10 protein-coding genes and 2 pseudogenes are annotated in these 13,223 nt (G+C 71.8%); 11 read left to right on the top strand and 1 reads right to left on the bottom strand.

The window, feature by feature from the left end; genetic code table 11:
* Positions 1-108 precede the first annotated feature (108 nt).
* The 7 genes and pseudogenes from ACIGXM_RS33740 to ACIGXM_RS33710 all read left to right on the top strand — a co-directional run bounded on the left by ACIGXM_RS33740 (position 109) and on the right by ACIGXM_RS33710 (position 10,726).
* On the top strand, positions 109-2,625 hold the full coding sequence (locus ACIGXM_RS33740; protein ID WP_396567740.1) for an ATP-binding protein: 2,517 nt from the start codon (positions 109-111) through the stop codon (positions 2,623-2,625).
* 222 nt (positions 2,626-2,847) lie between these two features.
* Positions 2,848-2,937, top strand: coding sequence for a K(+)-transporting ATPase subunit F (kdpF, locus tag ACIGXM_RS33735; protein ID WP_396567738.1), 90 nt, complete (start codon positions 2,848-2,850; stop codon positions 2,935-2,937).
* Between the two features lies 1 nt (position 2,938).
* Positions 2,939-4,600: a potassium-transporting ATPase subunit KdpA gene (gene kdpA / locus ACIGXM_RS33730; protein ID WP_396567736.1), complete on the top strand. Its 1,662-nt coding sequence runs from the start codon at positions 2,939-2,941 to the stop codon at positions 4,598-4,600.
* Positions 4,600-6,735, top strand: a complete 2,136-nt coding sequence (gene kdpB / locus ACIGXM_RS33725) for a potassium-transporting ATPase subunit KdpB (RefSeq protein ID WP_396567734.1) — start codon at positions 4,600-4,602, stop codon at positions 6,733-6,735. The genes kdpA and kdpB overlap by 1 nt, the downstream gene beginning before the upstream one ends.
* A 36-nt stretch (positions 6,736-6,771) precedes the next feature.
* Positions 6,772-7,410 carry a potassium-transporting ATPase subunit KdpC gene (gene kdpC / locus ACIGXM_RS33720; RefSeq protein WP_396567732.1) on the top strand — a complete coding sequence of 213 codons (639 nt, stop codon included), beginning with the start codon at positions 6,772-6,774 and terminating at the stop codon, positions 7,408-7,410.
* A gap of 37 nt (positions 7,411-7,447) precedes the next feature.
* Positions 7,448-8,518 (top strand): annotated as a pseudogene (locus ACIGXM_RS33715) (universal stress protein); the annotation flags it as partial.
* Positions 8,519-8,899: 381 nt separating this feature from the next.
* Positions 8,900-10,726 carry a serine/threonine-protein kinase gene (locus ACIGXM_RS33710; RefSeq protein ID WP_396567730.1) on the top strand — a complete coding sequence of 609 codons (1,827 nt, stop codon included), beginning with the start codon at positions 8,900-8,902 and terminating at the stop codon, positions 10,724-10,726.
* A 41-nt stretch (positions 10,727-10,767) separates the two neighbouring features.
* On the opposite strand, the pseudogene ACIGXM_RS33705 reads toward ACIGXM_RS33710, so the two are convergent.
* Positions 10,768-10,977: pseudogene (locus ACIGXM_RS33705) on the bottom strand (glyoxalase/bleomycin resistance/dioxygenase family protein); the annotation flags it as partial.
* A 90-nt stretch (positions 10,978-11,067) separates the two neighbouring features.
* Between ACIGXM_RS33705 and ACIGXM_RS33700 the strand changes: the two are divergent.
* From ACIGXM_RS33700 to ACIGXM_RS33685, 4 genes are all read left to right on the top strand, one after another.
* Complete coding sequence (locus ACIGXM_RS33700; RefSeq protein ID WP_396567728.1) at positions 11,068-11,460, top strand: ArsR/SmtB family transcription factor; 393 nt, start codon at positions 11,068-11,070, stop codon at positions 11,458-11,460.
* Positions 11,457-11,678 carry a hypothetical protein gene (locus ACIGXM_RS33695; RefSeq protein ID WP_396567726.1) on the top strand — a complete coding sequence of 74 codons (222 nt, stop codon included), beginning with the start codon at positions 11,457-11,459 and terminating at the stop codon, positions 11,676-11,678. The genes ACIGXM_RS33700 and ACIGXM_RS33695 overlap by 4 nt, the downstream gene beginning before the upstream one ends.
* A gap of 32 nt (positions 11,679-11,710) precedes the next feature.
* Positions 11,711-12,130, top strand: a complete 420-nt coding sequence (locus ACIGXM_RS33690) for an arsenate reductase ArsC (RefSeq protein ID WP_396567725.1) — start codon at positions 11,711-11,713, stop codon at positions 12,128-12,130.
* Between the two features lie 486 nt (positions 12,131-12,616).
* On the top strand, positions 12,617-13,213 hold the full coding sequence (locus ACIGXM_RS33685) for a hypothetical protein (RefSeq protein ID WP_396567723.1): 597 nt from the start codon (positions 12,617-12,619) through the stop codon (positions 13,211-13,213).
* Positions 13,214-13,223 lie beyond the last annotated feature (10 nt).

The following is a 13,223-nucleotide window of genomic DNA, read 5'->3' as shown; positions in this document are numbered from 1 at the left end:
AGCCCGAGCGCACCCGACAACCGCCCCGGGCGGTTATTGACGCGACCCTTGCGGCGGGGAGCGTGCGAGAGTGAGAGCGGGGCGTCACAGCCGAGGGAGGACCTCCTGGTGGCCACAACGGGCAAGCTGCGGGTCTTCCTGGGTGCCGCACCCGGCGTGGGGAAGACGTACGCGATGCTCGCCGAGGGGCGGCGGTTGCGGGCGGACGGGGTCGACGTGGTGGTCGGCTTCGTCGAGACCTACGGGCGCCGGGGGACCGAGGAGCAACTGGGCGATCTGCCGGTGCTGCGCCGCCGCCTGGTCCGCCACCGGGGTCTGGAGCTGACCGAGCTCGACGTGGACGCGCTGCTGGCCCGCCGGCCGGCGCTCGCACTGGTGGACGAGCTGGCGCACACCAACGCGCCGGGCAGCCGGAACACCAAGCGCTGGCAGGACGTGCTGGAGCTGCAGCGCGCCGGGATCGACGTGGTGAGCACGCTGAACATCCAGCACCTGGACAGCCTCAACGACGTGGTGGAGCAGATCACCGGGATCGTCCAGCAGGAGCGGATCCCGGACGCGGTGGCGCGTGCCGCGGACCGGATCGAGCTGGTGGACCTGAGCCCGGACGCGTTGCGCACCCGGATGGCGCGGGGCGAGGTCTACCCGCCCGACAAGATCGACATCGGGTTGGACAACTACTTCCGCGCCGGCAATCTCGGCGCGCTGCGCGAGCTGGCGCTGCTCTGGCTGGCCGACCGGGTCGAGGAGGACCTGGCCGACTACCGGGCCCGGCACGGCATCCGCGCGCCCTGGGAGACCAAGGAGCGGATCATGGTGGCCCTGAACGGGGCTCCGCAGGGCGAACACCTGATCCGCCGGGGCGCGCGCACCGCGGCCCGGGTGCACGGCGACCTGATCGGGGTGCACGTCAGGAGCGACGAGGAAGCGCTGCGGCCCGAGCCGCCCACCCTGGAACGGCAGCGGCGGCTGCTGCACGAGCTGCACGGCGGCTACGTCGAGATCAGCGGCACCGATGTCGCGCGGACCCTGGTGGACTTCGCCCGGACCGAGAGTGCCACCCAGCTCCTGCTCGGCCCGACCAGCCGCTCGCGGCCGCGGGAGCTGATCAGCGGATCGGTGATCAACCGGGTGATCCGGCTGGCCGGCCCGATCGACGTCCGCGTGCTGCCGCCGCCCGGCCCCGGCATGCTGGCGCTGCCGGGCGCGCCGCGCCGCCGTCGGCCCGCGGCCGTCCCGCCGCGTCGCCGGTGGACGGGCTGGCTGCTCGGACCGGCTGGAGCGGTGGCGGTGGCCGCGCTGCTCTCCCCGCTGAACGGTTCGCTCGGCCTGTCCGGGGCGCTGCTCTGCCTGCTGCTCCTGGTCGCCGCCGTGGCCCGGATCGGCGGTCTGGCGCCGGCCGCCGGGACGACGCTGGCGGCCGCCCTGGCCGGCGACTTCTTCTTCGCCCCGCCCCGGCACAGCCTCACGGTCGGGCGGACGACGGACGCGGTGGCCCTGGCGCTCTTCCTCGCCGTGGCCGGGATCATCAGCCATCTGATCGACTGGCTGGCCAGGCGCTCGCAGCAGGCCGCCCGGGCGACCGCCGAGGCACGGGCGCTGGCCCGGCTCGCGGGCGCGACGGTGCAGACCGGGCCCCGGGCCCTGCCGCGCCTGCTCGTGGAGCTGCGGCGGACCTTCGGCCTGCCGGCGGCCGGCATCGTGGTCCCGGACGGCGACGGCTGGCGGATCGCGGCCTCCTCCGGCGGGCCGCTGCCCGCGAACCCCGAGGACGCGCCGTTCGCCGCCGAGCTGGACCAGGGCGCGGTCCTGGTGCTGGCCGGCGGTGCGGTGAGCGAGGAGAACACCCGGCTGCTCGGCCCGTTCGTCACCCAGCTGAGACTGGCCCAGGAACGGGAGCGACTGGCCGGGGAAGCCGCGGCGGCGCGGACGCTGGCCCGCACGGACGCGCTGCACACCACGCTGCTGGAGGCGGTCTCGCACGACCTGCGCACCCCGCTGGCCGCTATCAGGGCCGCCGTGTCGAGCGTGCTGTCCGCGGACGCGGAGCGGCCGGCCCAGGACGTCCGGCGCAGCTGCGAGATCATCGACGTCGAGTCGGACCGACTGGCGCACATGGTCGCCAACCTGCTGGATCTCAGCCGGCTGCGCGCCGGCCAGCTGCCGGTGACCCTCGCGCCCACCGTCGTCCGGGACGTTCTGGACACGGCGGTGGCGAGCCTGCCGGACAGCGGAGCACCAGTGCTGATCGAGGTCGCCGAGGACGTCCCCGAGGTCGTGGCGGACCCCGGACTCCTGGAACGCGCATTGGCCAACGTGCTTGCCAACGCGCGGAGTTGGTCGCCACCCGAGGCCACGGTGCGGGTGGACGCCGGCGCGGTGGCCGACCGGGTGGACGTCCGGGTCATCGACCGGGGGCCGGGAATCGCCGCCGAGGAGCGGCTGCGACTGTTCGAGCCGTTCTACCGCGGCGCGGACCCGGCCGGCCGGCGGGTCGCCGGTGTGGGCCTCGGCCTGACGGTCGCCAAGGGCTTCACCGAGGCCATGGACGGCGAACTCACCGTCGAGCCCACCCCTGGCGGGGGGACGACCTTCGTCTTCGGCCTGCGCCGAGCGGACCGCTGACCCCGGCTCGGCACATTCGCCCCAACGGCCCATGAGCGGTGAGCAACTCCAGGCGGCAGGCCGGAGAATCGAGGAGACCGACACCCCGGCCGGAGCCTCCCATGACAGACCTCGCTTTCATCGGCGTCACGATCCTCGTCTTCGCAGTCCTCGCCCTGATCGCCAAGGGGGCGGAGCGACTGTGAGCCCACGACCGCGGCGCCCCGCCGTTCGGACGGCGCGATGACCGTCGACAACATCGTGGGACTGGTCGTCGCGGTGGCGCTCCTCGGCTACCTGGTGCTGGCGCTGGTCCACCCCGAGAGGTTCTGAGGTGAACCCCACGCTCGCGGGTCTCCTGCAGGCGTTGCTCCTGGTCGCCGCGCTCGCGCTCTCGCACCGTCCGCTGGGCGACTACCTGGCGCACCTGCTGACCAGCGGGAAGCACCTGCGGGTCGAGCGCGGCATCTACCGGCTGATCGGCGTCAACGGTGACTTCGACCAGCGGTGGACGGCGTATCTGCGCAGTGTGTTCGCCTTCTCCGCCGTCTCGGTGCTCTTCCTCTACGCCTTCCAGCGGCTGCAGAACCACCTCTGGCTCTCCCTCGGCTTCCCCGCGGTGAGCCCGGCACTGGCGTGGAGCACCGCCGCCTCCTTCGTCACCAACACCAACTGGCAGTCGTACTCGGGGGAGTCGACCATGGGCCACCTGGTGCAGATGGCCGGTCTGGCGGTGCAGAACTTCCTCTCCGCCGCGGTGGGAATCGCCGTGGTGGCGGCGCTGATCCGCGGCTTCCACCGCAACCGCACGGATCAGGTCGGCAACTTCTGGGTGGACCTGGTGCGGGTGACGGTGCGCCTGCTGCTGCCGGTCTCGGTCGTCTTCGCGATCGTCTTCGTGGCGGCGGGGATGATCGAGAACCTGCACGCGGCCACCCAGGTCACCACCCTCAGCGGCGGCAGCCAGCGCATCACCGGTGGACCGGTGGCCTCGCAGGAGGTCATCAAGGAGCTGGGCACCAACGGTGGCGGCTTCTACAACGCCAACTCGGCCCACCCGTTCGAGAACCCCAATCCGCTGACCAACTGGCTGGAGATCTACCTGCTGTTGGTGATCTCGTTCTCGCTGCCGCGCACCTTCGGCACGATGATCGGCGACCGACGCCAGGGGTACGCGATCGTCGCGGTGATGGCGCTGTTCTGGGTGGGCTCGGCGTCCCTCCTGACGTTCTTCGAGTGGCAGCACAGCGGTACCGCCCTGCGGGCGGCCGGGGCCGCGATGGAGGGCAAGGAGGTGCGCCTCGGCATCGCGGGCTCCGCCCTCTTCGCCTCGTCCACCACCCTCACCTCCACCGGCGCGGTCAACTCCGCCCACGACTCCCTCTCGCCCCTGGGCGGCGGGGTGGCGGTCTTCGACATGATGCTCGGCGAGATCGCTCCCGGCGGCACCGGGTCCGGCCTGTACGGGATGCTCGTCCTGGCCGTGGTCACGGTCTTCGTCGCCGGTCTGATGGTCGGGCGCACCCCGGGGTACCTGGGCAAGAAGCTCGGCGGCCGGGAGATGAAGTTCGCCTCCCTCTACATCCTCACCACCCCGGCCATCGTGCTGGTCGGCACCGGCGTGGCCATGACCTTCAGGGGCGAGCGCGCCGCCATCCTCAACAGCGGTCCGCACGGGTTCACCGAGGTGCTGTACGCCTTCACCTCGGTGACCAACAACAACGGCTCCGCCTTCGCCGGCCTGACCACCACCAGCACCTGGTGGAACACCGCGCTCGGTCTGGCCATGCTGTTCGGCCGCCTGCTGCCGATGGTCTTCGTCCTGGCGCTGGCCGGCTCGCTGGCCCGGCAGAAGCCCGTCCCGGTGACCGCGGGCACGCTGCCGACCCACCGGCCGCTGTTCGTGGGGATGCTCTCCGGCGTGGTGCTGATCGTCGTCGGCCTGACCTACTTCCCCGCCCTGGCCCTCGGGCCGCTCGCGGAGGGCCTGCGCTGATGTCCACCTCCCCGCTCCAGCCGGCCGGCGCCGAGCCCGAACCCACCTCCGCGGCGCACGAGGCCCACCGGGTCTCCGGGGGACTGCTCGACCCCAAACAGCTGCTCGCCTCCTTCCCCGACGCGGTCCGCAAGCTCGACCCGCGGGTGATGTCCAGGCACCCGGTGATGTTCGTGGTCGAGGTCGGCTCGCTGCTCACCACGTACTCGGCGATCCGCCACAGCAGCGCCTTCGCCTGGGTGATCACGGTCTGGCTCTGGCTGACGGTGGTCTTCGCCAACCTGGCCGAGGCGGTGGCCGAGGGCCGTGGCAAGGCCCAGGCCGCGACGCTGCGCCGGACCAAGACCGAGGCCGTCGCCAGGCGGATCGTCGGCCCGTGGCGCCCCGGCACCACCGACCTCGCCGAGGAGGTGGTCCGGGCGGCGGAGCTGAGGCTCGGCGACCACGTGATCGTCGAGGCCGGGCAGCTCATCCCCGGCGACGGCGACGTCGTGGAGGGCGCCGCCTCGGTCGACGAGTCGGCCATCACCGGCGAGTCCGCACCGGTGATCCGCGAGTCCGGTGGTGACCGCTCGGCCGTCACCGGTGGCACCAAGGTGCTCTCCGACCGGATCGTCGTGAAGATCACCTCCCGGCCCGGCGAGACCTTCATCGACCGCATGATCGCGCTGGTCGAGGGCGCGGCCCGGCAGAAGACGCCCAACGAGATCGCGCTGAACATCCTGCTCGCCGCGCTGACCATCGTCTTCCTGCTCGCGGTCGTGACGCTCCAGCCGATGGCGAGCTACGCGGGCGCCGAACAGACCATCGTGGTGCTGGTCGCCCTACTGGTGGCGTTGATCCCGACCACCATCGGCGCGCTGCTCTCCGCGATCGGCATCGCCGGCATGGACCGCCTGGTGCAGCGCAACGTGCTCGCCATGTCGGGCCGCGCGGTCGAGGCCGCGGGCGACGTCTCCACGCTGCTGCTGGACAAGACCGGCACCATCACCTTCGGCAACCGGCAGGCCGCCGAGTTCACTCCGGTCGCCGGTACCGACGTCAACCTGCTCGCCGACGCCGCCCAGCTGTCCAGCCTGGCCGACGAGACTCCCGAGGGCCGCTCGATCGTGGTCCTGGCCAAGGAGAAGTACGGACTGCGGGCCCGCACCCAGGCCGAGATCGGCCACGCCGAGTGGATCGGGTTCACCGCGCAGACCAGGATGAGCGGCGCCGACCTGGCGGAGGACGGGGGCGTCCGGCGGATCCGCAAGGGCGCGGCCAGCTCGGTCGTCGCCTGGGTGGAGCGGAACGGGGGGCGGCCGGACGAGGAGCTCGGCGGCCTGGTCGACGGGATCTCCGCGGCCGGCGGCACCCCGCTCGTGGTGGCGGTCCACGAGACCGGTGAACCGGCGCGGGTGCTGGGGGTCGTCAACCTCAAGGACGTGGTGAAGCACGGCATCCGGGAGCGCTTCGAGGACCTGCGCCTGATGGGCATCAGGACCGTGATGATCACCGGGGACAACCCGCTGACGGCCAGGGCGATCGCCGACGAGGCCGGCGTCGACGACTTCCTCGCCGAGGCCACCCCCGAGGACAAGATGGCCCTGATCCGGCGGGAACAGGGCGGCGGCAAGCTGGTCGCGATGACCGGCGACGGCACCAACGACGCCCCGGCGCTCGCCCAGGCGGACGTCGGGGTGGCGATGAACACCGGTACCTCGGCCGCCAAGGAGGCCGGGAACATGGTGGACCTGGACTCCAATCCCACCAAGCTGATCGAGATCGTCGAGATCGGCAAGCAACTGCTCATCACCCGAGGGGCATTGACCACGTTCTCGATCGCCAACGACGTCGCGAAGTACTTCGCGATCATCCCGGCGATGTTCGCCAGCGTGTACCCGGGCCTGGGGCACCTCAACGTGATGAGGCTGCACAGCCCCACGTCGGCCATCACCTCGGCGATCGTCTTCAACGCGCTGATCATCGTCGGGCTGATCCCGCTGGCCCTGCGCGGTGTCCGCTACAAGCCGTCCTCGGCCTCCGCGCTGCTGCGGCGCAACCTCGCGATCTACGGCGTGGGCGGACTGGTCATGCCGTTCGTCGGCATCAAGGCCATCGATCTCGTCGTCCAGTTCATCCCCGGCCTGCGCTGACCGGCGCGGGCCGCGACCGACCGAAGGAGCACGTCCATGGCGAGGTCCATGCCCCCACTCGTCCGACTGCACCTGACCGGTCTGCGCGTCCTGCTCGTCTTCACCGTGATCTGCGGCCTGGCGTACCCGCTGCTGATCACCGGGATCACCCAACTCGCCCTCCCCGGACAGGCGAACGGCTCGCAGGTGCGCCAGCACGGCCGGGTCGTCGGCTCCAGCCTGCTGGGCCAGAACTTCAACCTGCCGAAGAGGAACCCCGCCGACCCGAACGAGCCGGTCCGGCCGGACCCGAGCTGGTTCCAGCCGCGTCCCTCGGCGGCGGGCGTCGACGGCTACGACCCGACCGCCTCGGGGGCGTCCAACCTCGGCCCCAACGACCGGAAGCTGACCGGGACGATCCACGACCGCCGTGCGGCGATCGCCGCGTTCGACGGTGTCGCGGCCGGCGAGGTGCCCCCCGACGCGCTCACCGCGAGCGGCTCCGGCCTCGACCCGGACATCTCGCCCACCTACGCTTATGAGCAGGTCAACCGAGTGGCCACGGCGCGCGGTCTGGACCCGGCGAAGGTCCGCCGGCTGGTCCGGCAGCAGCTCCGGGACCGCACCCTCGGCTTCCTCGGCGAACCCCGGGTCAACGTCGTCGCCCTCAACCTCGCCCTCGCGCGGCTGGGCTGACACCCGCCGAGGAAGGAGGCGCGCGGTGCTTCCCCCGGTGCCCGCTGGACGGGCGGGTCTGAAGGTCTACCTCGGTGCGGCCCCGGGCGTCGGCAAGACCTACCGGATGCTCGACGAGGCGCTGCGCCGCCGAGCCCGCGGGACCGACGTGGTCGTCGCCTTCGTGGAGTGCCACGGGCGGGAGCGCACCGAGCACCTGCTGCGCGACCTGGAGGCCGTGCCGCGCGCCCACCGCACCTACCGGGGAGCCCGGTTCACCGAGCTCGACCTCGACGCGGCCCTCGCCCGCCACCCGGAGGTGGCCCTGGTCGACGAGTTGGCCCACACCAACGTCCCCGGCGGGCGCAACCCCAAGCGCTGGCAGGACGTCGAGGAGCTGTTGGCCGCGGGGATCGAGGTCGTCACCACGCTCAACGTCCAGCACCTGGACTCGCTCAAGGACGTGGTTCACAGGATCACCGGGGTCCCGCAGCACGAGACCGTCCCCGACGAGGTGGTCCGCCGTGCCGACCAGATCGAACTGGTCGACCTGCCGCCGGAGGGCCTGCGCCGCCGGATGGTGCACGGCAACGTCTACGCCGCCGACGAGGTCGACACGGCGCTCGCCAACTACTTCCGGCTCGGCAACCTCACCGCACTGCGTCAACTCGCCCTGATCTGGCTCGCCGGTCAGGTGGACGAGGGACTGCGGGCCCACCGGGCGGAGCAGGGGCCCGGCGGGGTCTGGCAGACCCACGAGCGGGTGGTGGTCGCCCTCGCCGGCGGGCCGGAGGACGCCACCCTCATCCGCCGCGCCGCCCGGATCGCCGCCCGCAGCCCGGGCGGCGACCTGCTCGCCGTGCACGTCGCGCGCGGCGACGGTCTCGCCGACACCTCCGCCGACGGCTTCGCCACGCAGCGCCGACTGGTGGACGGCCTCGGCGGAACCTTCCACTGGCTGGTCGGCGAGGACGTGCCGACCGTCCTGCTGGACTTCGCCCGCGCTCAGCACGCCACCCAACTGGTCCTCGGGGCGAGCCACCACGGCTGGTTCGCCCACGCGCTCACCGGACGCGGTGTCGGCGAGACGACCGTCGAACTCGCGGGCGACATCGACGTCCACGTGGTCGGCCCGGCGGGACCCGGTGAATTGCGTAGCCGGAATGCGTAGTTCTACCGATGCCCGCGGGCCTCGTCGCCGGGGAAGCTTGCCCAGGGCGACGGGAGTGGAGGCTGGGAGGTGGCGACGAGGCGATGGCCGAGCCAGGCGGCAATCGTGAGGCGAAACGGCCGGCCTGGTGGAACGCGGCTGCCGCCTGCCGGCACCGTTGCTTTCGCGGGTCCGATCGGCAGGCACGATCACGAAGCGAACCACGGAGCAACCTTTGTTCGCGGCATGTGAATGCCATCCGGAAATCCACGCGAGGCCGGACCCGACAGAGCGTTCCAGTCGAACTCAAGGGCCGTCTGAATCTCCGTAGTTGACACACAGTAAGGCTAATCCCTGCCCATGCCTGCAGACGATCTGCACCACGTCGCATCGCCGCCGCCTGCCTTCCAGCCCCTCCAGACGGACGATCCGACCGAAGTAGCCGGTTACCGGCTGTACGCGCGGCTCGGGGCCGGCGGGATGGGTCGGGTCTACCTCTCCTACACCCCCGGCGGACGTCCGGTGGCCCTCAAGGTGGTCCGCCCCGAGTTCGCCGAGGACCCCGAGTTCCACCGCCGGTTCACCCAGGAGGTGGCCAACGCTCAGCGGATCCACGGCCTCTACACCGCCCAGGTGATCGACGCCGGCACCGAGGCGGACGCTCCCTGGCTGGTCACCGCCTACGTGCCGGGCCCCTCGCTGCAGCAGGTGGTGCGTGAGCACGGCGCGCTGCCGGTGCGCACCGTGCTGCTGCTGCTCGGCGGCATCGCCGAAGCGCTGCAGGCGATCCACAGCGTCAACGTGGTGCACCGCGACCTGAAGCCCGCCAACGTGCTGGTCGCAGCTGACGGCCCGCGGGTGATCGACTTCGGCATCGCCCGGGCCGCCGACGCCACCGCGTTGACCGGCACCGGTTTTCGGATCGGCTCGCCCGCCTTCATGTCGCCCGAGCAGGCCCAGGGCGCGGCGGTCACCCCCGCCACCGACGTCTTCGCGCTGGGCGCGCTGGCCGCCTACGTGGCGAGCGGCGTGCAGCCGTTCGGCGAGGGGCCGGAGACCGCGGTGCTCTACCGGGTGGTGCACGAGCCACCGGCGCTGGAGGCGGTGCCCGCCGAGCTGCGCGCGCTGCTGGAGCGTTGCCTGGCCAAGTCGCCCGAGGACCGCCCCACGCCGGCCGAGATCATCGAGATCGCCCGCAACCACCCCGAGGTCGGCGGGCAACTGCGGTTCGCCGACGACTGGCTCCCCGCGCCGGTGTCCTCCGAGATCACCCGGCGCTCCGACCTGCCCAGGACGGCACCGGACCCCACCGTGCTGGCAACGGCACCCTCGCTCGGCGCCCCTGCGTCGACCCCGGCGGCTGTTCCCCCACCACCGTTCAGCGACATGCCGACTACACACGCGCGATATCCGGAGCAGACCGCTCCGCTCGCCGAGGCCGCGCCGCCCCTCGCGCCGCCGCAGGCCAAGGCGAACGGCGTCTCCTGGAAGACCTTGCTGACCATCGCCGTGGTGGTGGCGCTCGGCGGCTCGCTGGCCGGGGTGCTGCTGACCCGGAACGACAAGTCGACCACCAGCGGCGGCACCGCCGCCCAGGCCCCGGCCGCTGCGAAGTCCCCGGTCGCACCCACGACGGCTCCCGCAACCGCGTCCACCAGCGCCTCCGCCGGCGCGGCGAGCGCCGGCGCCTCGTCGGCCAGCGGCGCGCCCAGCGCACCCGGCTCGGTCGGCGGCGGCTCGGCGCCCGCCACCGCGGGGAGCTACACCCCGCTGGTGAGCAAGGTCGAACTGAATATCCCGGCGAGCCTGTACGCCACCGAGGCGTACCAGGTCGACCTGGTGGGCGGCAAGACGGCCCCTGCCGTCACCACCCCCAAGTGGGGGCTCGCCCTGACGCACCAGAGCCCCACCGGTGGTGCCTCGGCCGACTCCTTCGGCGCGGCCGGCTTCGACCTCTCCGACTTCGCGGTGCTGACCGACCCGTCGTCCACCCCGGCCCAGTGCAACGCCGCGATCGACACCCAGCCCGAAGCCAACGTCGGCTTCGCCCAGGTGAACGGCGGCCGGCTGCTCTGCATACGCGACCGCACCACCAACAGCATCGCGATCGCGACCATCGAGACCGCCGACGTACAGACCGGAGAGGTCAAGCTCTCGTTGAGCACCTGGCAGGTCAGCTCCCAGTAACCCCGTTCATCCCGGCCCAGTGGGCCACCGACACCGGAGGTGGTGCTGGCGACCTCGAAGCCGAGATGGTCAAGGCGGGTGTCGTGGCCCGGCTCACCTTCGATGAGGACGAGCTTGAGCGGGGGCTCGGTGATGGCGAAGTTCGCGTAGCCGGGGCGGCGCTTGGCCGGCTCGACACCGAAGAGCTCGGTGCGCAAGACGACGGAGCCTTCGAGGTCGGCGGCGCGCAGGACGAGCTGAATACGGGACATGGCGGTCTCGCCGATCCGAGGCCGCCTGTATCGACGGATATCAATAAAGTCAGGCTTGGCTCCTGGTTAGATAGCTGTCAACATAGACGCATGTCGAAGTCAGAGCTGGGCGTCCTCGGGCAGGACGAGGTTGTCGTGCGCTGCTCGCCGATGGTCCGCGAGCCGCTTGGTGAAGAGTCCTCGGTCGAGCTGGCGCGGATGTTCAAGGCGCTCGCTGACCCGGTCCGGCTGCGGCTGCTCTCCCTGATCGCCTCGCACGAGGGCGGCGAGGCGTGTGTCTGCGACCTGACCGGCCCCTTCGACGTGTCCCAGCCGACCATCTCCCACCATCTGAAGGTGCTGCGCGAGGCCGGCCTGGTCGGCTCCGAGCGGCGCGGCACCTGGGTCTACTACTGGGTACTGCCCGCCGCCCTGGCCAAGCTCTCCTCCCTGCTCCAGGCCCCGACCGGCACCACCGCCGCGGCTGCGGGACGTGCGACATGACCGGGATGGCCCCGCTCGGGCGCCGCGTGGCGGTCGAGTTCGTCGACACCTTCGCCGGCATCGCCCCCGCCTCGGTGCCGCCGTTCATGGCCGCACAGCTCGGCGGCCTGGTCCTCGGCGTCGTCCTGGTCGCAGTGCTGTTCGCCCGCCCCGCCTCGACGGCCGGGGACGTGGTCGTCCCGTACGGCGAGTACCACCCCGCCGCCTCCCACCACTGAACCCGCCCGCGACCACCTTCAAGGAACAACCCGTGAGCGCTCCCTCCGTCCCCACCGTGCTGTTCGTCTGCGTGCACAACGCCGGCCGCTCCCAGATGGCCGCCGCCTTCCTCACGCACCTCGGCCGCGGCCGGGTCGAGGTCCGCTCCGCCGGATCCGCCCCGGCCGACACCGTGAACCCGGCCGTGGTCGAGGCCATGGCCGAGGTCGGCATCGACGTCTCCAGCGAGGTCCCGAAGATCCTCACCGTCGAGGCGGTGAAGGCGTCCGACGTAGTGATCACCATGGGCTGCGGCGACGCATGCCCGTACTTCCCCGGCACTCGGTACCTGGACTGGGCACTGGAGGACCCGGCGGGCCAGGGGGTGGACGCCGTCCGCCCGATCCGCGACGAGATCGAGCGGCGCATCCGCGGCCTGCTCACCGACCTCGGCGTCGAGGCCACCGCCTGAACGGCGCGGTGACCTCACGACGATGCTCATCGTGGCAACTGCTCTGACACAAAGGACCCTTGAGGCCTGTGCTGGCGCACAGTCCCCGTGAGATGCACGCCCGAGCGGCCGGGAGACGTCCCTTCAACGGCCAATCCGCGAATCGACGCGGGATATTAAATCCACTCACAACACATGCGAACAGCAGGCGGGCCCATTCATAGGAAGTTCATAGCAAACGAGGGCTGGCATCCAGCCTGACGCCTCGTCACACTTGTTCGCAGCTCGTCAAGTTGCGCACGGTGACCCCCCACCACCGGGCTCCACGGCACCTTGCTCGAAGACCCCGCGCCACCACATCCCGGATGCCCCGACCCCCGCCCCACCGGCATCCGACAGCGTCGAACCGGCCTGGCAGGCATGGACTCCCGCACACCCGCCGGTATGCCATGACCCAGGCCTGTTCGCTTCCTGCCGACCCGTCCCCTCGCGGAAGAGGAACTCCCAGTGGCATCAGTCTCAGCAGCCAACTCCGGCCGCGCACGATCCCAGGGCCACACGCGGCCCGCCGACGCGGCCCTTCGCCGACTGCACGGAGCGGCCGCCGTCCGGATCGCCTTCGGACTCCTGTGGGCCATCGACGCATCCTTCAAGTGGCTGCCCGGCTTCATCCACGGCCAGACCCTGAAGAAGGAACTCGGCAAGGCCGCCACCATCCACGCCCCGATCCTGCACCAGTGGATCGAGCTGTGGCACAACACCGCCGGCGCCCAACCGGGCCTCTTCGCCGTCGGGACGGCCCTCACCGAGAGCTGCATCGCTCTCGGCCTGATCTTCGGCGTCTTCAGCAACCTCGTCTTCATCGGCAGCGCCGTCTTCTCCCTCGGCATCTGGTCCGCCGCCGAAGCCTTCCACCTGCCCTGGACCACACCCGGCATCACCGACCTCGGCCCCTCCGCCGCCTACATCTTCGCCTCCCTCGCCCTCTTCCACGCCTCCGCCGGAGCCACCTGGAGCCTCGACACCAGACTCCGCCCCCGGCTCGGCCGCCTCGCCTGGCTCAGCAGCCCCACCTCCGCCGAACTCACCAGGTCCACCCGCTGACCGGCCGGAC

The organism is Kitasatospora sp. NPDC052896, from assembly GCF_044547075.1.
Classification (GTDB): domain Bacteria; phylum Actinomycetota; class Actinomycetes; order Streptomycetales; family Streptomycetaceae; genus Kitasatospora.
Note: the sequence above shows the minus strand (reverse complement) of the source record. Positions and strands in the feature narration are given on the sequence as shown.